Raw genomic sequence first — 19,324 nt, 5'->3', positions numbered from 1 at the left:
TTTCACTTCATTGCATGGCGCAGACGGTCCAGCGCCAGTCGTATTCTCGATTTGATCGTGCCCAGAGGCAGACCGGTTTCCGCGGCGATTTCACTATGGGTCAGATCCCCGAAATACGCCTTTTCTATCAACTCCCGCTGGGCGTGCGGCAGATCGGCCAGCGCTGCGCCCAATAGTTCCGTTTCCTGTTGCAGAGTCAGAACATCCGCCTGATCTGGTTCTTCTTCGGGACCCCAGGTTAGGTCTTCCGGTTCAGGTCTGCGCTGACGCCGCAAGAGGTCAATCTTGCGGTTCCTCGCGATGGTGAAAATCCACGTGGCCACGGAAGCTCTGGAAGCATCAAACTGATGCGCCTTGTTCCACAGTGTCGCCATCACATCCTGCGTGCATTCCTCCGCCAGCGACGCATCCGCGCCGGAATTGATCAAAAAGCCCTTCACGCGCGGCGCGAAGTGGCCAAACAGTTCTGCAAAGGCCTGAGTGTCTTTATGGTCCCTGATACGGGCCACATGCTCGACCCAGAGAAGCCTTGTTGCTGCGTTCTTCGGCGTCACCTGTCGTTGCCTAGCCTTCATACTCGTCGCGGCAGCTTTCGCCACCATTGCGGGGATGCTGACTGCATCACCTAAAGTCGGATCGATCTCAACATCTGCTAACATGCCATGGTTACGCTGCAGGTGCATAATTGGATCAAATTATTTTTGTTTGCATATGGATGCATCCATTTTTCCGGGCAGGGCGTATACATCGCATCACTGACACGAGTTCTGGAACCGATTTCTATGCCTTTCGACGCGCTTACAACAGGCACATTCACGCCAGCTGAGCACCACCAACATCCCAAAAAAATAGCAGTTATCGGCGGCGGTATTTCCGGCATGGGCGCGGCGTTCATGCTGCGCAACAGCCATAAGGTGACCCTGTTCGAGGCGGAACCGCGGCTGGGTGGTCACGCGCGCACCGTGATGGCAGGAAAGTCTGGCGACCAACCGGTCGATACGGGTTTCATTGTATATAATTATGCGAATTATCCTTACATGGCAGCGCTTTTCGAACAATTGGCTGTGCCGGTGGTCAAATCGAACATGAGCTTTGGCGCATCGATTGATGGTGGCCGTCTTGAATACGCGCTGACCTCGCTTGACGCTCTTTTCGCGCAGCGCCGCAATGCCGCAACACCGGCCTTTTTGCGCATGGTCCGGGACATCCTGAAATTCAACAGGCAGGCGGTCGTTATCGCGCAGGACAAATCCTTGACGCTGGCGGATTTCTTGCACGAGCTTGGCTCGGGTGCATGGTTTCGCAACTATTACCTGCTGCCGCTGTCGGGCGCGATCTGGTCTACCCCCACCGAGAAGATCATGGATTTCCCGGCGCATGCGATGATCAGGTTTTTCGAAAATCATGCTTTGCTGGGCGTCACCGGTCAGCACCAGTGGTACACGGTTGATGGCGGATCGACCCAATATGTGCGTCGGCTTGAAAACGCGTTGGAAGGCGCTGGCGTGGATCTGCGCATGCGGGCGCCGGTAGAATCCGTGACCCGGGCGGCCGGGCAGGTGATCGTGCGGCCCTATGAAGGTGACCCCGAGGCTTTCGACGATGTGATTTTTGCAACGCATTCCGATGACAGCCTGCGGCTGCTGGATGACGCGACCCCGCAAGAAAAGACGGCGCTCGGCGCCATCGCGTATCAGCCCAATGACATCGTATTGCATGCCGACACCAGCATTATGCCGAAACGACGCAAGACATGGGCCAGTTGGGTCTACACCGAAGACCGCGCCGCGCGGTCAGACCGGATTGACCTGACCTATTGGATGAACTCCCTTCAGCCCATTCCGCTGGACGATCCGCATTTCGTGACCCTGAACACAAAACGCACGATCCGCGACGATCTGATCTATGATCAGGTGACATTGCGCCACCCGGTCTACGATCTTGCCGCGCTGAGCGCACAGAAGAAAGTTGCCGCGTTCAACGGCACACGGAATACGTGGTTCTGCGGCGCTTGGATGAAGAACGGGTTTCACGAGGACGGACTGTCCAGCGCAGTGGATGTGGTGCGGGCGTTGAAACAGAAGCAATACGGGACCCTTGCGGCAGAATGACATCTCAGGTCGATCATATCGCGGGGCAAACCTATCACGGGCGAAAGGGCGCGATCGAAAACGCTTTTCGCTATTCTGTGGACTACGTGTTGCTGGACGCGGAGGCCGAGGTGCGGACGCCGGGCCTGTTCACGCGCAACGGGCGTGGGGTCACGTCACTGCATGACAGTGACCACGGCGGTGCGCCCGGGGCAGGCACGGGGGCGTTCTGGGTTCGGCGTGTGCTTGAAAGCCATCAGATCACCGGCGTTGAAAAGGTCGAACTGCTCGCACAGCCAAGAATGTTCGGGCATGTCTTCAACCCGGTAAGCTTCTGGTTGTGCCGACGCGCGGACAATGCCCTGATCGCGGTAATCGCCGAAGTCAGCAACACATTCGGCGACCGTCACAGCTATCTGTGCCATCATCCCGACTTGCGCCCGATTGACCCCAGCGACACGTTGCAGGCGGCGAAGATTTTTCACGTGTCTCCCTTTCAGCCGGTTGAAGGGGGCTATACCTTCCGTTTCGATATCACCGAGGCGCGCATCGGTATCTGGATCGACTACGCCTGCGAAAAAGGCGGTCTGATTGCAACCCTGACCGGGAAACGTGAACCCCTGACAAACCGCTCAATCATGCGGGCCGCCCTGCGCCGCCCGTTCGGCGCGAGACGTGTCCTGACGCTGATCCATTGGCAGGCTTTGAAGCTCTGGTTCAAACGGGCGCAGTACAGACCGCGGCCGGCACCACCTGAAAAAGAGGTGTCCCGGTGACGCAACACGCTGAACGGCTGCCAGCCTATTCGATGTTCGCGGCCCTGCTGTCTGCCGCGGGTCTGCCGATCTATATCCATGCTCCGAAATTCTATGTCGATGAATACGGCGTGTCTCTTGCGGCATTGGGGGCGGTTCTCTTTGGGTTGCGGTTGCTCGATGTGGTGCAGGATCCGCTGTTGGGAAAGCTGGCCGAGAGAACGCGTGACCGCCGCGCGGCGAACGTGCTCATCGGGTGTGCGCTGATCGCCGCTGCGATGATCGGACTGTTTGCGGTGCCGCCTTTGCTGCCTCCGTTGATCTGGTTCGGCGTGACGCTGACATTGGTGTTTTCGGCCTTCAGCTTCCTGACCATCAACTTCTATGCGCAGGGCGTCCTGAAAGCATCGCAGCTGTCCGGTCAAGGTCATCTGAAGCTGGCCCGATGGCGCGAAAGCGGGGCGTTGATCGGCGTCTGCATTGCGGCCGTGGCGCCGGTGGGACTTGCCGCTTACGTTGACACGCCGTTTGGCTGGTTTGCAGCCGGCTTTGCCTGCCTTGCGCTTTTGGCGGCGCTGGTGATGCGCCCTGAGTGGAGCATGGCGGGCACAGCGCCCTCCACCGGGTTTGGCACCGTTCTGAAAGACAGGCTGGCCCGCAGGCTGCTGCTGATCGCCTTGGTGAATGCAGCGCCGGTCGCGGTAAGCTCGACGCTGTTTTTGTTCTTCGTTGAAAGCAGACTGGAATCACCCGGTTTGGAAGGTCCGCTCTTACTGGTCTTTTTCCTGTCAGCAGCGGTCGCGGCGCCGTTCTGGGGGAAAATGGCCGAACGCTTCGGCGCGAAGGACGTGCTGATCCTTGCGATGATCCTTGCCATCGGGGCCTTTGGACTGACCCTAACCCTCGGGCCGGGTGATTGGGTTCTGTTCGCACTCATCTGCGTGGCATCCGGTGCGACCTTGGGTGCGGACCTGACCTTGTTGCCCGCACTCTTTGCCGAACGTCTGGCCCAGATATCGCCCTCCGCTGCGGAAGGCTTTGGCCTGTGGTCTTTCGTGTCCAAGCTTACCCTGGCATTTGCGGCGGTCACATTGCTGCCGCTGTTGGAGCAGGCCGGATTTCAGAGCGGCAGCGCTGCGGACAACCCGCAAAAGGCGTTGGCGCTGCTCGCCCTGCTCTACGCAGCGGTGCCCTGTGTTTTGAAACTTGTCGCGGTTGCCCTGTTGGCAGTAACCAATCTGAGAGAGGTTTGACGGATGAGTGATTGGATTTACGTGATCATCGGCATCGCTCTTGGGGTGACCGGCGTTTGGTGCCTGCGGCGCTGGATGGGCTTCGCGGCACAGAAACCGGAAGATTACGAAGATGCCGCGCCTGCCTTCGATGTGCGGCAGCATCTTGACGGGCCAATCCTCTGCGAGGGCGTCATCTATGGTCCTTTTGGACGTGTGAGCAGCCGTTTTGTCGCGGATTTCGAGGCATCGTGGTCCGGCAATTCCGGGTCGATGAAAGAGCGGTTCACCTATGACGACGGCAGCATTCAGGACCGTGAGTGGCACCTCACGGTGGGAGACGACGGATCCATTCGCGCCACCGCCGATGATGTGGTGGGTGAGGGATCGGGGTGCCAGACCGGGCCTACCGTCCTGCTGAAGTACAAGATCAGACTGCCCGAGGCCTCCGGAGGTCACATTCTGGATACAGTGGACTGGATGTACCTGACGCCGAATGGCACGATCATGAACCGCTCCCAGTTTCGCAAGTTCGGTGTCAAGGTCGCCGAACTGGTTGCCACGATGAGACCGAAAGGCGCTCAATGAAGGACTGGTCAGGCAAGAGATACTGGCTCGTTGGGGCCAGCGACGGTCTGGGGGCCGCGCTCGCCAAACGCCTGAGCAAGGCGGGCGCGCATGTCATCGTGTCGGCACGGTCAGAAGACAAGCTGAAGCAACTGGTGGCCGAATTGCTCGGCGAAGGATCATACCAGACGGTGGATGTCGCGAGTGACGAAAGCGTGAAAACCGCCGCTGCCGCGGTGGGGCGGATCGATGGCGTGGTGTATCTGGCGGGTGTCTACTGGCCTTTTGGCGCCGAAGCCTGGAACAGTGATCAGGCAACCGCGATGGCTGATATCAATTTCACAGGGCTTGTCCGCGTCCTGGGTCAGGTTGTGCCGGACATGGTGTCGCGTGATGCGGGCCATATCGTGGTGACCGGCAGTCTGAGCGGCTTTCGCGGGTTGCCGGGGTCGATCGGCTACACAGCATCCAAGGCGGGCACGATGTCGTTGGCCGAATGCATATACGCCGATCTGCGGGATACCGGGGTGCAGGTTCAGCTGTCCAATCCCGGCTTCATCAAGACACAGCTGACCGAGAAGAACACCTTCCGGATGCCATTTATCATGACGCCCGAAGAAGCGGCGGAAGAGATGTACCGGCAGATGAATACCAGCAAGTTCAAAGTCAGCTTCCCCCGGCTTTTTTCTCTGGTGTTCCGGGGAAGCCAGTTTTTGCCGGATTGGCTCTACTACCGCGTGTTCTCCTAAAGTCTGGCGACGTGCTGCGCGAAAGTGGCAGCGGCCCGTGACCAGACCGGCGCGTCGGGCTGTGCCAGCGTCTTGAGGACCGGCAACAGTTGATCGGCATAGTCCTCGCTGCTTTCAAGGGGCAGCATCGATGGCAGATTGTCGATGGCGGTGAAATCCAGAACCGGGGTGTCGTGCACCCTCAGGGCCGGACGATCCCAGGTCGTTGTCTTGTCGTATACTTTGATCGGGGAGAAATCGCTGTCGGGGTCACAGGCGATGTCTGCAATGACGCTCAGCTTCCGTTGCCGCGAAACCGTGTCAGCGGGCACGAAAACGGGCGTGCCGGGGCGCGCCAGCACGCAATTGAAAAACAGGTCATGTGCGAAGACTTCCGGAAACGGCCCGCCGGTGGCAGTTTCTGCCATGTCCCATTTGGTTGTCGGAACGCCCATCGCGGTGCACAGATCCGCAACACCGGTGCCAACGCGCCCCAGGGCCCCGATGATCAGCGCAGTGGGCCGGTGACTGCCGGTCGCCACCAGATCAGCCTGCAATTCCGACAGCAGCGCCGTGGAACTTTGGTAAGCGCTCAAAGCCCCGGCAATCGACCCGTTTTGCTGTGCCGCCCAGCATTTTAGGGCGACGGCAGCACCTGCGTATCCTGCCCAATAGCCAAAAGCGGCCAGCCTGCGACCGTCTTCATCGGTCAGGTACTCCAGATCCAGCAGCGTGCCGTCCCCCCGGCGAAACCGGTCCAGCAGCCGCAACCCGGCTGGCTGACCCTTGAAGGCATGGCCGAACATGATGTGTCTGTGGGTCAGGGGTGTATCTACCTCCGGCAATTCCTTGAGGCCGAAGATAATGGCGTCGGCGGGGGCCTGCGGCCACGTGTGCGGCGCGGCCATCGTGCATCCGGCCTGCCGGTATGCGGCATCCCCGATGACCCGGCTGGGCGATTCCTCGACCGTTACATCGAAGCCCGCCGCGAGCAGATCCGCGGCCCCCACTGGGGTGAGGCCGACCCGTGTCTCATTGGCGCGCTGTTCGGCGCGAACCCACAGATGCGTCATGATCAGAGCATCCCTTTCGCGGTCACCGCCTGCACCGAGGGCCGGGCGTTCATCCGATCCAGATAGGCCGCGATCTTCGGAAAGCCGGACAGGGCGACATCGTCCCTCGGTAACCAGCTGCACAGCATGTAGGCATAGGGGTCGGCCAGCGAAAACCCGGCGCCCAGGACGAAGTCACCCCGCAGACAGTGATCGGAGAGGTAGCGCGCGCTCCCGGCCATCGTTTCCGGCACCTTGGCGGCCATGTCGTCAAAGCTCGATTGCTGTGTTGCCCACCGGTCGCCGCGGCGCATGTGGGCGTGATTGACGTGCATGGTCGACGCGAGATAATACATCACGCTGCGCATCTCGGCCGCGCGCACAGGATCCTCGGGCACCAGCTTTGCCTCGGGCGCCAGCGTTGCGATATACTCCAGCAGCGCGCCGGTTTCGGTCAGCAAGACACCATCGTCGGTTTCCAGCGTCGGCACCCGGCCCTTGGGGTTGAGCGTCAGGTAGGGTTCCTTGGTCTGCTCCGCCGATGTGAAATCCAAGGGCGTGGACTCATAGGCCAGGCCCGCTTCTTCCAGGGCGATGGCAACGGCAATCGAAATCGTGCGGGGAGCATAGTAGAGACGCATTGGATGACCTTTCAAACGTGGGTTTGGGCGTAGTGCCGGTCTGGGTTTTCCAGATGTGGAATGGCGTTGAACATCGTCGGGGAGAGATTGCCCCCGATGGGAAACAGGCGATGCTGCGATGTGTTGTAGATCGCCAGCGCCATATGCGCCGTTGCGTGAATGTCGAGCCGCAGCACCTGCCGCATCACCATCGAGATCAACCCGCCTGACGTTACCACCAGCGCAGGACCTTCGCCCTGTGCGATTTCCTTGATTGCAGCCAGTACCCGCGCTTCGAAATCGGCGAAGCGTTCCGGCGCGCCCTTGATTTCGTCATTTTGCCAGGCCGCGAAAACCTGGGGCAGATGTGATGTGAAAGCGGCCTGATCCTGTGGAAACGGAACACCTTTTTCAGACTCCAGGGCTCTCGCCAGCGTCAGGTATTCCAGCTCGTTCAGGCGCGCATCTTCTATCGGCTCAAGACCGGTTTGCATGGAGGCGGCCGTTTCCATGTGTCGTTTCAGCGTGCCGGTATACAACCGCGCATGATGTTGTCGCTGGGCGCGCAGATGATCCCCAAGCCATTGGGATTGCTGGTGCCCCAGGGCGCTCAGCTTGTCATAGCTGGCTTCGTCCTGTGCGCCGGAGTTTGCCTGACCGTGGCGGATGAGGGTAATATGGGACATATCTGCTTTCGTCGCTGTTCCCGCTTTTCTAGGCGACTGTCCGCGGGGTTGGAAGGGTGGCCGTACAGCCTGAGTGTTTTTCCAGCGGTGCGGGGTGGATCGGGACCCGGGTTTTCCCATGGGAAACGGATCTGGCGGAAATCTGGTGGGATGTGTCGGGATTGGGGTGCTGAACGCGCCGGGTGATCCGTATAGTTGGCAAAAGAATCTGAGGAGACATGCGCCGATGTCGGGCAAAATCACATTCACGCTGGATGGACAGGAAGTTCAGGCCGACGCGGGCATGACGATCTGGGAGGTCGCCAACGGGCGTGGCCTCGTGATCCCGCATCTCTGCCACAAGCCCGCGCCCGGATACCGGCCCGATGGCAACTGCCGCGCCTGCATGGTGGAGATCGAGGGCGAGCGCACGTTGGCCGCTTCCTGCATTCGCGAGCCTGCGGACGGCATGGTGGTGACCACCAACTCCGCGCGGGCAGAAGGTGCGCGCAAGATGGTCGTTGAGATGCTGCTGGCTGATCAGCCCGAGCAGGAGGTTGCGCACGACCGGTCCAGCCACCTGTGGGAGATGGCGGCGTTGAACGGTGTGTCGGAAAGCCGCTTTCCAAAGCTTGAAGACGGCCGCATCCCCTTGCTTGATGACAGTCATGTGGCAATGTCCGTAAACCTCGATGCCTGCATCCAGTGCGGGCTTTGCGTGCGGGCCTGTCGCGAAGTGCAGGTCAATGACGTGATCGGCATGGCGGGACGCGGACATGACGCATACCCGACGTTTGATATGGCCGACCCCATGGGCGACAGCTCCTGCGTGGCCTGTGGCGAATGTGTGCAGGCTTGCCCGACGGGCGCCCTGATGCCCGCGACGGTGGTGGACGAGAACCAGGTCGGCGACAGTGCGGATTACGACAGCGAGGTTGAGAGCATCTGCCCGTTCTGTGGCGTCGGTTGCCAAGTGTCGCTCAAGGTCAAGGACGGCAAGGTCAAATATGTCGATGGCATCAACGGTCCGGCGAACGAGGGGCGGCTGTGTGTTAAAGGGCGCTTTGGCTTTGATTACATCCACCACAAACACCGCGTGACCAAACCGCTCATCCGGCGCGAGGATGCGCCCGGGAAGGGCCTTAACGTGGACCCGGAAAACTGGCAGACCCACTTCCGGGAGGCGAGCTGGGACGAAGCGCTGGATTTCGCCGCTGCGGGCATGAAAGGACGGGGCCGCGAGATTGCAGGATTCGGATCTGCCAAATGCACGAACGAGGAAGCGTATCTCTTCCAGAAGCTGATCCGTCAGGGCTTTGGCCATAACAACGTCGACCACTGCACGCGGCTTTGCCACGCTTCCTCGGTGGCCGCGCTGATGGAGAACGTAGGCTCCGGCGCAGTGACGGCGACCTTCAACGAGATAGAAAACGCCGATGTGGCGATCGTGATCGGGGCCAATCCGGTCGAGAATCACCCCGTCGCCGCGACCTTTTTCAAGCAGTTCACCAAGCGTGGCGGGAAGCTGATCGTGATGGACCCGCGCGGTCAGGCGCTGAAACGCTTTGCCAGCCACATGCTGCAATTCCGCCCGGGCGCGGATGTGTCGATGCTGAACGCGATCATGCATACAATCGTCGAGGAAGGCTTGTACGATCAGCAATACATCGACGCCTACACCGAGAACTGGGGGGCGGAAAAAGCGCATCTGGCGGATTTCTCACCCGAAGCGATGGCCCCGATCTGCGGGATCGAAGCGGAGGTGCTGCGCGATGTGGCCCGAACCTTTGCCGGTGCCAAGGCGGCAATGATCTTCTGGGGGATGGGGGTTTCTCAGCATATTCATGGCACGGATAACTCCCGCTGTCTGATCTCCCTGGCGTTGATGACGGGGCAGGTGGGGCGGCCGGGTTCGGGCCTGCATCCGCTACGCGGTCAGAACAACGTTCAAGGGGCATCCGATGCGGGTTTGATCCCGATGTTCCTGCCGGATTACCAGCCGGTGACCGACGACGGCGTGCGCGCAGCCTTCACCTCGGTCTGGGGATCGGAGGACTTCTCCAAGGAGAAGGGCCTGACCGTAACCGAGATCATGGATGCTGTGCACGATGGCGCGATCAAGGGGATGTATGTGCTCGGCGAAAACCCGGCCATGTCCGACCCGGACGTGGAACATGCGCGCAGTGCTCTGGCGAAACTGGACCACCTTGTGGTGCAGGATATCTTTATCACCGAGACGGCGAATTATGCTGACGTGATCCTGCCCGCAAGCGCCTTTGCCGAGAAATCCGGCACGGTGACCAATACCAACCGTCAGGTTCAGATGGGGCGCCCTGCGGTGCCGCCGCCCGGCGAGGCGCGCGAGGACTGGTGGATCGAGGTGGAATTGGCCAAGCGTCTTGGCCTTGGGTGGAGCTATGAAAGCCCCGCTGACGTGTTTGCCGAGATGAAGCAGAACATGCGCAGCCTGGAAAACATCACCTGGGAACGGCTGATGGAACAAAACGCCGTGACCTACCCATCGCTCAGCCCTGAAGACCCCGGTCAGGCGATTGTTTTCGGCGAAGGTTTCCCGCGCCCCGATGGCCGTGCCCGGTTCACCCCGGCGAGCGTGATCGCACCCGATGACGTGCCGGATGCCGACTACCCGATGATCCTGACCACGGGCCGTCAGCTGGAACACTGGCACACCGGATCCATGACCCGCCGGTCGGCCGTTCTGGATGGGTTGGAACCCGAGGCGAACTGCTCTTTGCACCCCAGCACGTTGCGCAAGCTGGGCGTGGCACCGGGCGAACATGTTGTCCTGACCACCAAACGCGGTAGCATTTCGATCATGGCGCGCGAGGACCGCGCGGTTGCACCCGATATGGTGTTCGTGCCCTTTGCCTATGTAGAAGCCGCGGCAAATGTTCTGACCAACCCGGCGATTGATCCATACGGCAAGATTCCGGAATTCAAGTTTTCTGCCGTACGCGTGGAAAAAGCGGAAAGCGACATCGCGGCCGAATAGTCGGGCGGGATGTCGTAAATCTTTTCTTTAAGGCGATCGCCTATCTCGTCTGACAGACAGTTGGAAACGGGGGGCGTGGGATGCGTGGTCTTTTGGCGGGTTTGGCGAGCCTCTGGGCGATGGCGGCTCAGGCGGAAAGCCAATACTGGGATTACAAGGATTGGACCGTCTGGGTTGAGCAGGTCGATACCGGGGAAGACCTGCGTATCACCTGTACCGCGTCGACCGGAGGGGACGGTGACCCGACCCTTTCCATTACGCTCTCCAACGGCGACGCAGCACCACCCTTTTACTACCCCGGCCCCGAACTGCATGAACATGCCCCGCGCGGTTATGGCACCGTTATGCAGGATGGTGCGCGTGTCCTTTTCGTGTTTGATGTCGATTGGCGCACCGAAGGGTTTGTGACCGCCGGTTTCGATGACGAGGGGTTTGCACAGGCGGTTGCGCGCGCCCACCAGAACGACAGCCTTGGCCTGCTGCAAACCATGCGTCGGGCCGGCGTGCTCTGGATCACCCTCGACGGGGAGGTGGTCTATGGCGCATCGCTTGCCGGCTTTACCGCAGCCTATGGCAAAATGGCCGAGCAATGCGGGTTCCCGACGACGGGCGTTATCGACTGACCTTCAAATTCCGCGTGTCAGAGGGTATGCAGGCCACACCTTCACCAGGTCGGATGTGCCCCATGATCAACCCTGATCGCTTCTTGTCGAACCTCCATCATTTGCGCAGCTTTGGCGCTGCGGGCGTGGGCAGAGGTGTCGTGCGCCCGGCTTACTCTGAGGCTGACATCGCCGCGCGCCGCTGGCTTGCCGGGCAGTTCAGGCAAGCCGGTCTGACGGCAAGGGTGGATGCGATGGGCAATGTCTTCGGCTTGGCCGAGGGACCTTCGCTGCTTTTGGGCTCACACTCGGACAGCCAGCCGGAGGGCGGCTGGCTCGACGGGGCGCTGGGGATAATTGCAGGTCTGGAGATTGCAAGAAGCAGCCGCGAAAACGGTGGCCCGCAGGTTTCAGTGGCGTCCTTTCAGGACGAGGAAGGACGCTTTGGGGTCACGACGGGCAGCTCTGTCTGGTCAGGGCAACTCAGCGACGCACGGGCCTGCACCCTGCTTGACCATACCGGAGTACAACTATCGGATGCGCGAGAGGCGATGGCCGACATGGTGACGGGGCGCGTCGATCCCGGGCAGTTCACCGGGTTCATCGAAATGCACATCGAGCAGGGGCCGGTGCTGGATGCCAGTGGCGACGCCATTGGCGTTGTAACCGGCATTGTTGGCATCCGTGACATGAACATCACTTTTGAGGGACAGCAAAACCATGCAGGTACCACCCCGATGCACCTGCGGCGTGACGCTTTCCAGGCCGTTTCGGCATTCAACACGTTATTGAACGACCGCTTGCGCAATGTGGTGACGCCGCAGACAGTCTGGACGATTGGTCATATCGCCCTGCATCCCAATGCATCGTCGATTGTGCCGGGAAAGGCGACATTTTCGATGCAGTGGCGGGATGCGGACACGGATCGCCTGACGCGGATGGAGCAGGTCATCCGGGACGCGGCCGTGGACATCGCGACGCGGCACCGGATGACGTTTACCCATGGCCCGCTGCTGGGCCTCGACCCGGTTGTCATGGATGGCAGGTTGCGGGCGGCCCTGTCGGATGCCGCCGGGCACGTGGTGCCCGGTCGCTGGCGCGAGATGCCCTCCGGAGCGCTGCATGATACCACGAATGTTTCGCGTCTTATGCCTGCGGCAATGCTCTTTGTGCCCTCCATCAACGGGGTCAGTCACGCGTTTGAAGAAGACACCAGGGAGGAAGATCTCGTCACCGGCCTACGGGTGCTGGCGCGTGCCGTGTCCACCCTGTGAGAAGACGGGCCTGCAAGCCGTCTCTGGCTAAAGCCATTCCACGTCGCCCAGAAAGATGTACCCGGCCCCGTAGATGGTTTTAATGAGTTGCGGCACCTTGGGATCGTCGCGCAGCTTGGTCCGCAGCCGCGAAATGCGCACGTCCATCGCGCGGTCAAAGCTTTCACTTGCAGCGCCGCCAAGGCTGTCCTGCATCTGCGCACGGCTGATCAGTCGTTTCGGATTCTCCAAAAACAGGCGCAGGACTTCCCCCTCTGCATGGGAAAACGCTGTCTGCTGGCCATCGTCGTCTTCCATTATGTATTGATCGAAAAAAACGCGCCATCCGGAGAACCGGGCAATCTGTCCGACGGTTTGTGCTGGTTTGGACGTGCGCAGCCGCGCCCGGATCCGCGCCACGACTTCGGCGGGATCAAAGGGTTTGATGATGTAGTCATCCGCGCCCAGTTCCAACCCGGTCACCTTGTCCTGCACAAGGGCGCGGCCGGAGATGATGATGACGATGGCCCCCTGTTCGAGCGCCAGCTTGTGCACGAGGGTCAGCCCGTCCGTGTCGGGCAATGACAGGTCAACCAGACAGACGTCGGGCTTGTGCTGGGCAAGGGCTGCGTTGAACGCCTGCGCGCGCGCGAAACTCAGGGTGCGAAACCCGGCCTCTTCCAGCGCGTCGGTCAGCATACTGCGAATCGCGGGTTCATCATCCAGTATCGTGACAAGTGGTGCCGTCATGCGGTGATCTCTGCCGGGGGTGTTGGTGCCAATAGAACCCGTAAATCGCCGGAATCAAACGGTTTGCGCAAGACCGGTGCCGTTTGCTGCGCCGCGATGTAGAGCGCGTGATCGGGTGGCAGCGAGGTCATCAACAGCACCGGAACCACGCCTCTCAAGCGCTTGGCAAGGTCGATGCCGGTGGCCTCGCCCGCCAGTTGCACATCCGACAGAACAAAGGAGATTTGCGGCAAGTCCGCCATCAGCGCGCTGGCCTCGTCCGCATTGATCGCCTCGATTACCGAGTGCCCCAGATCTATCAGCATGTTGCGGTAAATAGCCCTCAGGTCGTCGCGGTCTTCGACCAGAAGCACCAGCCCTTTCTCGGCTTTTGCAGCCGGCCGATAGGGCAACCGCAGAACAACGCGTGCGCCCGTCTGTGCATTCTCAAGACGAAGATCGCCTCCCGCCAGTTTGGTCATGTCGTAGACCATCGGCAATCCAAGGCCCGAACCTTCCGCGCCCTTGGTCGTGAAAAAGGGATCGAATCCATGGCTCAGGGCCTGATCGGAGAACCCCGGCCCGGTGTCGGTGATGAGCCATTCAATCCACGTGTCATGCACCAGTTTGACGGATACCGAAATCCGGCCGCTTGCACCGCAGGCGTCGCGGGCATTCAGGATCAGGTTCAGGAGGCTGTCCGTCGCCATGCCAGCGTCCAGCATGACAGGGCCTTGAGGGGCGGAGTTTTCGACGTGCAGGGTCACGCCCCGGGGCAGTGTCGGCGCCGCCAGCGTTTCAAGGTTTGCCATCATCCGGTGAAGTTCCGTGGCTTCCGGGCGCAAGGTGCGTTGCGCCGTCATTCCGGCGATACTGCTGAGCAGGGCACCGCCCCGGCGGGCGGCGGCCAAAGTGCCCTCGGCCAGTTCCGTGACGGTTGGTGGCAGTGGCTGTGTTCGCAACAGCTTTGACTGAAGACCCAGAATGATCGTCAGCAGATTTGAAAAATCATGCGCGAGGCCCGAGGTCATCTGCGCGGCCAGAGTGCGCCGCCGTGTCTGTTGCATGGCGACACGCGCCTGCATCTCTGCGGTGACGTCCATTGACAGGATATACGCACCACCCCGCGCGTCAGGCGTAAACGCGGCCCGGATACGGCGTGCGCTGACATCATCGGTAAACTCGAATACCGATGCCTGACCCGAATAGGCTTGTTCAAGATGCGGCGTGATCCGTTCATAGGCAGAAGGGCCGAGGGCTGCGCTGATATGCATGCCATGAATGTCCGACGGGCGGCCCGGTATCACCGCGCTGAGCTGCCGGTTGGAGTAGGTGTAGTACCCGGAGGCATCGACATGGGCAATATGGGCGGGCATCATCTCTGTCGTGAGGCGTGTCCGCGCCTCGATCTCGGTCAATTCGCGCTTGGCCTCTTCCAGCGCCGCGTTCATCGCCGCAAGCTCGCGGTTGGTTGATGACAGTTCCTCGGCGTAGGTGATCAACTGGTCAGACAGCTCTTCCGAGCGGCTTTGCAGCAGTGCCTCCTGTTGTCTGGTGCGCGTTATATCAGTGTAGACCGTGACCCACCCCCCCTGCGGCAACGGCGCACCTTCGACGCTGATAACCCGCCCGTTTGACCGCGTGCGTTCCATGTAATGCACTTCGAAGGCGAGGGCCTGTTCGACGCGTTCGGACACGAATGCATCGACGTCGGCAACCTCGCCATACTCGCCCCGCAGCACCAGATGCCGGATGGTGTCTTCGAAGGTCGCGCCCGGGGTGACAAGCGCGTCCGGCAGATCGAACATGCGCTGGAAAGGCACGTTGCACACCGCCAGTTTCAGATCAGAATCGTAGATTGTCAGCGCCTGACCGATCAGGTTGAGGCCCGCAGCGGTCAGTTCCTGGGTTTTGTTGGTGGAAAAGGCCAAGGGGCGCTCCTGTCATGTCGGCATCGCCATAGCAGCCTATCATGGAAACCGACCGCGAAAATCTGGTTTTTGGCGGCGATGCAGGGAAAGCGACCTTGTAACAATTCGTAAGGATTGAGAAATCATGACGAAAAAGTTGACCTTAAGCTTAAAAGTAACATTGTTATTCACATGACAGCCAAAAGGCTGCGCTTGCCAGCGACAGGCAAGGTCTGGGAGGACAACAGTTGAATAATCGCACCACGCGCGCTGACGGACCGCAGTCCGTCCCGGCGCTATTGCATCGTAACGCGACCGAATTTGCGAACGCGCCCGCGTATCGTGAAAAAGAATATGGCATCTGGCAGACCTGGACCTGGGAAGAGACGCGCGACGAGATCGAAGCGCTGGCGCTTGGCCTGTTGGATCTCGGCGTGGCGGAGGGCGATTTCGTTGCGATTATCGGACGCAACCGGCCCTATCTGTACTGGGCCATGGTGGCGGCGGAGATGTGTGGCGCTGTCCCTGTGCCGCTCTATCAGGATGCTGTGGCCGAGGAGATGGCCTATGTGCTGGGACACTGCGGCGCACGGTTTGTGATCGTCGGCGATCAGGAGCAGGTCGACAAGGTGATCGAGGTGCAGGATCAGCTGCCGAATTTCGAGCAGATGATCTATCTCGACCCGCGGGGATTGCGAAAGTACGATCATTCGAAACTGCACCAGTATGCGCATGTTCAGGAAGCCGGACGAGCCAAGCGCGACGAGTTGACCAAGACGCTCAACGCGCTGCAGGCGAAACTGACCTATGACAGCACCTGTGTGATGCTCTACACCTCCGGCACGACCGGAAAGCCCAAGGGCGTTGTCCTGAGCAATCGTAATGTGATCGAGACGGCCAAATCATCCTCTGAATTCGATGATCTGCGCCAGACAGATGATATTCTGGCCTATCTGCCGATGGCGTGGGTGGGGGATTTCATTTTCTCGGTCGGTCAGGCGATGTGGACGGGTTTCTGCACCAACTGCCCGGAGAGCGCCGAAACCATGCACACGGACCTGCGCGAAATTGGCCCCACGTATTATTTCGCGCCGCCAAGGGTTTTCGAGACGCAGCTGACAAGCGTGATGATCCGGATGGAGGACGCGAGCCGTTTCAAAAGATGGCTGTTCGATACGTTCATGGCGCACGCGCGCAAGGTCGGTCCGGCGATTCTGGACGGTGAGCCGGTGAGCCAGTGGGATCGGTTCAAGTATAAGATCGGCGAGTTTCTCATCTACGGACCGCTCAAGAACACACTGGGCTTCAGTCGCATCCGGGTTGGATATACCGCAGGTGAAGCGATTGGGCCGGAAATCTTCGATTTCTACCGCTCTTTGGGGATCAACCTCAAACAGCTGTACGGGCAGACCGAGGCAACCGTCTTTATCACCGCGCAGCCGGATGGCGAGGTGCGCAGCGACACGGTCGGGGTATGTTGCCCGGGCGTGGAGCTGAAGATCGCGGAGAATGGCGAGGTGTTTTACCGCTCACCCGGTGTTTTCGTTGAGTATTACAAGAACGCCGAAAGCACGGCGGATACCAAGGATGCGGAAGGCTGGGTGGCCACCGGAGATGCCGGTTTCATCGAGGAAAACACCGGGCATCTGCGGATCATCGACCGGGCCAAGGATGTGGGGCAAATGGCCGACGGGTCGCTTTTTGCGCCGAAGTACGTGGAGAACAAGCTCAAGTTCTTCCCCAATATTCTGGAGGCGGTGGTTTTCGGGAACGGGCGGGATGAGTGCACGGCCTTTATCAACATCGACCTGACGGCGGTGGGCAACTGGGCGGAGCGGAATAACATCGGCTACGCGTCTTATCAGGAACTGGCGCGGCACAGCCAAGTGATGGAGACAATCCAGGCGCACGTGGAGGAGGTCAACCGGTCGGTCGCGCAGGACGAGATGCTGTCAGGCTGCCAGGTCCATCGCTTCGTGGTGCTGCATAAGGAACTGGACGCCGATGACGGCGAACTCACGCGGACGCGCAAGGTGCGACGCCGGATCATCGAGGAGAAATTCGCCGACATCATCGCAGCTCTTTACGATGGGTCGACGGAGGTCAGCACGGTGACGGAAGTGACCTATGAAGACGGCCGCAAGGGATCGATTTCAGCAACGCTGGAAGTGCGGTCGGCGGCGGTTCAGGCGGTCGCTACCAAGATGGCGGCGGAATGATGGGACGACGCTCGGCTGCGCCATCGCCCCACCCACCATCCCGCAGGGCGCCCTGGAATATGGAGCACCTAATACTCGCCCGACGGTCCGTTATAGGTGGCACTGACGGCCCGGCTGATGTGAAATCGCGTCGAAAATCCGCACAGGATGGTTTCGATGTCGCGGATGGCTTCGGCGCGGCTGAGACCTTTGCGCTTGCGTTTTGCGGCCATCGACATGAGGCAGTTACGTTCCCAATCTTTGCGCATTGTGACGTTCCCTCTTGCTGCTCCTTCGACAACCTTAAGTCGAAATTGGTTAATATTTCGCGGACCCTTGGAACGATGGGGGCACAACATGCTTGATCAGGGCGACGGATATATCACCGAGGACGGCCGTAAAATCGGCGGCGTCGTGATGGAGATGCGCAATATTACCCTGCGATTCGGGGGGGTTGAGGCGATCAAGGATATCTCCTTTGACATCCGCGAGGGGGAGATCCGGGCGATCATCGGGCCGAATGGGGCGGGCAAATCGTCGATGCTCAATGTCATCTCGGGGTTCTACGTGCCGCAGGAGGGGCAGGTGTTTTACAAGGGCGCGCCGCGCCCGCCGATGAAGCCCTATCAGGTGGCGCAGCAGGGGATTGCGCGGACGTTTCAGAACATTGCCTTGTTCGAAGGGATGAGCGTGCTCGACAATGTGATGACCGGGCGGCTGACCCATATGAAGACGGGGCTGTTTTCCCAGGCGCTCTGGGTCGGGAAATCCGAAAAGGAAGAAACCGAGAATCGGGAAGTTGCTGAAAAGATTATCGATTTTCTTGAGATCCAAGCGATCCGCAAGACACCGGTATCGCGCCTGCCTTACGGGTTGAAAAAGCGCGTGGAACTGGCGCGGGCGCTGGCGGCGGAGCCGTCGCTTCTGCTGCTCGACGAGCCGATGGCGGGCATGAACGTGGAGGAGAAGGAGGACATGAGCCGCTTTATCCTCGACGTGAACGACGAGTTCGGCACCACCATTGCGCTGATTGAGCATGACATGGGCGTGGTGATGGACCTGAGCGACCGGGTCGTGGTGATGGATTACGGCAAGAAGATCGGCGATGGCACACCCGCCGAGGTGCGCGGAAATCAGGCGGTGATCGACGCCTATCTGGGGGTCGCGCATGACTGATCGCCTGACCCGCGAAATGCCGGGAATACGCGGTATGACATCTGTGCACCGCCTGTGCACAGGCCGTACACCGCCCGGAGATGTTATCCCGTCACCGACCAGCCGGTCCTGCTTTGGCAGCGTGGCGGTTGCACGCGGGTGCGGTGCGCTCATTCTTGCGTTGCTTCTGACTGCAGGCGCGGCGCATGCCGATGCCTGGCGGACGTTTCAGACACGCTGTCTCGATGCTTTTGAAGCTTTCTCTCCGGCCGTCGTTGTCGATCTGCCGCGGATCACGCATGCGCAATTGCCCGCGGCGTATTCGCAAGAGGCCTCGGCATATGGCCCGACGGGGGCGGGTGATGTGGTTATTCTGGACCCGGCGCCCCTGGCCCCGGGTGACCGGTTGTGTGCCGTCGCAGGCAAGATCGAAGACCGGGATGAGATTGCCGCATGGATTGTCGAACAGATACGCATGGATCGATACGAGATGGCGCGGCGCGGCGCGGCAACTGTCCTGTTGAGCCTTGAGTGGATCGAACCGCGGTTGCAGGTGACGCTTGTGCTGGAAGGCCTGCGTGCGGGCTCTTATTCCGTGCTGGAGACGTACCGTGAGAGCTGAACCGCGACATGCCTTCGCGCCGGAGAGTATCGGCGCGGACCGGGACGGGACGCCGGCCTTTTATGCAGCCCCAACATACGGTCACGAACCTTCTCTTTCTGTTACATTTTTTGAACAAATGGTTAACCGCTCG

General features: G+C 60.3%; 18 protein-coding genes. 11 read left to right on the top strand and 7 right to left on the bottom strand.

What is annotated here, in order from left to right; translation table 11 throughout:
* Window positions 1-2: 2 nt before the first annotated feature.
* Window positions 3-575, bottom strand: a complete 573-nt coding sequence (locus KX928_RS01615) for a sigma-70 family RNA polymerase sigma factor (RefSeq protein ID WP_219498126.1) — start codon at window positions 573-575, stop codon at window positions 3-5.
* Window positions 576-782: 207 nt separating this feature from the next.
* On the opposite strand from KX928_RS01615, the gene KX928_RS01610 reads away from it, so the two are divergent.
* The 5 genes from KX928_RS01610 to KX928_RS01590 are packed head-to-tail and all read left to right on the top strand — an operon-like array spanning window position 783 to window position 5,393.
* Entirely contained in the window at window positions 783-2,111 is a 1,329-nt protein-coding gene (locus tag KX928_RS01610; RefSeq protein ID WP_219498123.1) for an NAD(P)/FAD-dependent oxidoreductase, read from the top strand.
* Entirely contained in the window at window positions 2,108-2,866 is a 759-nt protein-coding gene (locus KX928_RS01605) for a DUF1365 domain-containing protein (protein ID WP_219498121.1), read from the top strand. The genes KX928_RS01610 and KX928_RS01605 overlap by 4 nt, the downstream gene beginning before the upstream one ends.
* Window positions 2,867-2,898: 32 nt before the next feature.
* Window positions 2,899-4,098: an MFS transporter gene (locus KX928_RS01600; protein ID WP_219500046.1), complete on the top strand. Its 1,200-nt coding sequence runs from the start codon at window positions 2,899-2,901 to the stop codon at window positions 4,096-4,098.
* Between the two features lie 3 nt (window positions 4,099-4,101).
* Window positions 4,102-4,665 (top strand): DUF3833 domain-containing protein, encoded by a 564-nt coding sequence (locus KX928_RS01595; RefSeq protein ID WP_219498119.1) that lies wholly within the window; start codon window positions 4,102-4,104, stop codon window positions 4,663-4,665.
* The gene (locus tag KX928_RS01590) at window positions 4,662-5,393 is read left to right on the top strand and encodes an SDR family NAD(P)-dependent oxidoreductase (protein WP_219498117.1); all 732 of its coding nucleotides are present in this window, start codon (window positions 4,662-4,664) and stop codon (window positions 5,391-5,393) included. The genes KX928_RS01595 and KX928_RS01590 overlap by 4 nt, the downstream gene beginning before the upstream one ends.
* Here the strand turns inward: KX928_RS01590 and KX928_RS01585 are convergent.
* The 3 genes from KX928_RS01585 to KX928_RS01575 are packed head-to-tail and all read right to left on the bottom strand — an operon-like array spanning window position 5,390 to window position 7,730.
* The gene (locus KX928_RS01585) at window positions 5,390-6,445 is read right to left on the bottom strand and encodes a saccharopine dehydrogenase (protein ID WP_219498115.1); all 1,056 of its coding nucleotides are present in this window, start codon (window positions 6,443-6,445) and stop codon (window positions 5,390-5,392) included. The two genes, KX928_RS01590 and KX928_RS01585, sit on opposite strands and share 4 nt — an antisense overlap.
* Before the next feature lie 2 nt (window positions 6,446-6,447).
* Entirely contained in the window at window positions 6,448-7,065 is a 618-nt protein-coding gene (locus KX928_RS01580; protein WP_219498114.1) for a glutathione S-transferase family protein, read from the bottom strand.
* Window positions 7,066-7,076: 11 nt separating this feature from the next.
* The gene (locus tag KX928_RS01575; protein ID WP_219498112.1) at window positions 7,077-7,730 is read right to left on the bottom strand and encodes a histidine phosphatase family protein; all 654 of its coding nucleotides are present in this window, start codon (window positions 7,728-7,730) and stop codon (window positions 7,077-7,079) included.
* Window positions 7,731-7,956: 226 nt separating this feature from the next.
* Here KX928_RS01575 and fdhF point away from each other — a divergent pair, with 226 nt between their 5' ends.
* The 3 genes from fdhF to KX928_RS01560 all read left to right on the top strand — a co-directional run bounded on the left by fdhF (window position 7,957) and on the right by KX928_RS01560 (window position 12,598).
* Window positions 7,957-10,722 (top strand): formate dehydrogenase subunit alpha, encoded by a 2,766-nt coding sequence (fdhF, locus tag KX928_RS01570; RefSeq protein WP_219498110.1) that lies wholly within the window; start codon window positions 7,957-7,959, stop codon window positions 10,720-10,722.
* An 80-nt stretch (window positions 10,723-10,802) separates the two neighbouring features.
* Window positions 10,803-11,345: a hypothetical protein gene (locus tag KX928_RS01565; protein WP_219498108.1), complete on the top strand. Its 543-nt coding sequence runs from the start codon at window positions 10,803-10,805 to the stop codon at window positions 11,343-11,345.
* A 62-nt stretch (window positions 11,346-11,407) separates the two neighbouring features.
* Entirely contained in the window at window positions 11,408-12,598 is a 1,191-nt protein-coding gene (locus KX928_RS01560) for a hydantoinase/carbamoylase family amidase (protein ID WP_373274783.1), read from the top strand.
* Between the two features lie 27 nt (window positions 12,599-12,625).
* Here KX928_RS01560 and KX928_RS01555 read toward each other — a convergent pair whose 3' ends face one another.
* Window positions 12,626-13,327: a response regulator transcription factor gene (locus KX928_RS01555; protein ID WP_219498107.1), complete on the bottom strand. Its 702-nt coding sequence runs from the start codon at window positions 13,325-13,327 to the stop codon at window positions 12,626-12,628.
* Window positions 13,324-15,237 carry a PAS-domain containing protein gene (locus KX928_RS01550; RefSeq protein WP_257883480.1) on the bottom strand — a complete coding sequence of 638 codons (1,914 nt, stop codon included), beginning with the start codon at window positions 15,235-15,237 and terminating at the stop codon, window positions 13,324-13,326. The genes KX928_RS01555 and KX928_RS01550 overlap by 4 nt, the downstream gene beginning before the upstream one ends.
* A gap of 227 nt (window positions 15,238-15,464) precedes the next feature.
* On the opposite strand from KX928_RS01550, the gene KX928_RS01545 reads away from it, so the two are divergent.
* A complete protein-coding gene (locus KX928_RS01545; protein ID WP_219498105.1) occupies window positions 15,465-17,435 on the top strand; it encodes an AMP-binding protein in 1,971 nt (656 codons plus the stop codon).
* Between the two features lie 68 nt (window positions 17,436-17,503).
* Here the strand turns inward: KX928_RS01545 and KX928_RS01540 are convergent, their stop codons facing one another.
* Window positions 17,504-17,683 carry a hypothetical protein gene (locus KX928_RS01540; protein WP_219498103.1) on the bottom strand — a complete coding sequence of 60 codons (180 nt, stop codon included), beginning with the start codon at window positions 17,681-17,683 and terminating at the stop codon, window positions 17,504-17,506.
* A gap of 88 nt (window positions 17,684-17,771) precedes the next feature.
* On the opposite strand from KX928_RS01540, the gene KX928_RS01535 reads away from it, so the two are divergent.
* Window positions 17,772-18,590: an ABC transporter ATP-binding protein gene (locus KX928_RS01535; RefSeq protein WP_219498101.1), complete on the top strand. Its 819-nt coding sequence runs from the start codon at window positions 17,772-17,774 to the stop codon at window positions 18,588-18,590.
* Window positions 18,583-19,191, top strand: coding sequence for a hypothetical protein (locus KX928_RS01530; protein ID WP_219498100.1), 609 nt, complete (start codon window positions 18,583-18,585; stop codon window positions 19,189-19,191). The genes KX928_RS01535 and KX928_RS01530 overlap by 8 nt, the downstream gene beginning before the upstream one ends.
* The last annotated feature ends 133 nt before the right edge of the window (window positions 19,192-19,324 follow it).

It is taken from the genome of Roseobacter insulae (genome assembly GCF_019375555.1).
GTDB lineage: Bacteria > Pseudomonadota > Alphaproteobacteria > Rhodobacterales > Rhodobacteraceae > Roseobacter > Roseobacter insulae.
This window is presented reverse-complemented; position numbering and strand designations above follow the sequence as displayed.

Bases quoted from the DNA above. Each gene is read 5' to 3' on its own strand.
- KX928_RS01615 (WP_219498126.1), bottom strand. From the start codon at position 575: ATGAAGGCTAGGCAACGACAGGTGACGCCGAAGAACGCAGCAACAAGG.
- KX928_RS01610 (WP_219498123.1), top strand. From the start codon at position 783: ATGCCTTTCGACGCGCTTACAACAGGCACATTCACGCCAGCTGAGCAC.
- KX928_RS01605 (WP_219498121.1), top strand. From the start codon at position 2,108: ATGACATCTCAGGTCGATCATATCGCGGGGCAAACCTATCACGGGCGA.
- KX928_RS01600 (WP_219500046.1), top strand. From the start codon at position 2,899: ATGTTCGCGGCCCTGCTGTCTGCCGCGGGTCTGCCGATCTATATCCAT.
- KX928_RS01595 (WP_219498119.1), top strand. From the start codon at position 4,102: ATGAGTGATTGGATTTACGTGATCATCGGCATCGCTCTTGGGGTGACC.
- KX928_RS01590 (WP_219498117.1), top strand. From the start codon at position 4,662: ATGAAGGACTGGTCAGGCAAGAGATACTGGCTCGTTGGGGCCAGCGAC.
- KX928_RS01585 (WP_219498115.1), bottom strand. From the start codon at position 6,445: ATGACGCATCTGTGGGTTCGCGCCGAACAGCGCGCCAATGAGACACGG.
- KX928_RS01580 (WP_219498114.1), bottom strand. From the start codon at position 7,065: ATGCGTCTCTACTATGCTCCCCGCACGATTTCGATTGCCGTTGCCATC.
- KX928_RS01575 (WP_219498112.1), bottom strand. From the start codon at position 7,730: ATGTCCCATATTACCCTCATCCGCCACGGTCAGGCAAACTCCGGCGCA.
- fdhF (WP_219498110.1), top strand. From the start codon at position 7,957: ATGTCGGGCAAAATCACATTCACGCTGGATGGACAGGAAGTTCAGGCC.
- KX928_RS01565 (WP_219498108.1), top strand. From the start codon at position 10,803: ATGCGTGGTCTTTTGGCGGGTTTGGCGAGCCTCTGGGCGATGGCGGCT.
- KX928_RS01560 (WP_373274783.1), top strand. From the start codon at position 11,408: ATGATCAACCCTGATCGCTTCTTGTCGAACCTCCATCATTTGCGCAGC.
- KX928_RS01555 (WP_219498107.1), bottom strand. From the start codon at position 13,327: ATGACGGCACCACTTGTCACGATACTGGATGATGAACCCGCGATTCGC.
- KX928_RS01540 (WP_219498103.1), bottom strand. From the start codon at position 17,683: ATGCGCAAAGATTGGGAACGTAACTGCCTCATGTCGATGGCCGCAAAA.
- KX928_RS01535 (WP_219498101.1), top strand. From the start codon at position 17,772: ATGCTTGATCAGGGCGACGGATATATCACCGAGGACGGCCGTAAAATC.
- KX928_RS01530 (WP_219498100.1), top strand. From the start codon at position 18,583: ATGACTGATCGCCTGACCCGCGAAATGCCGGGAATACGCGGTATGACA.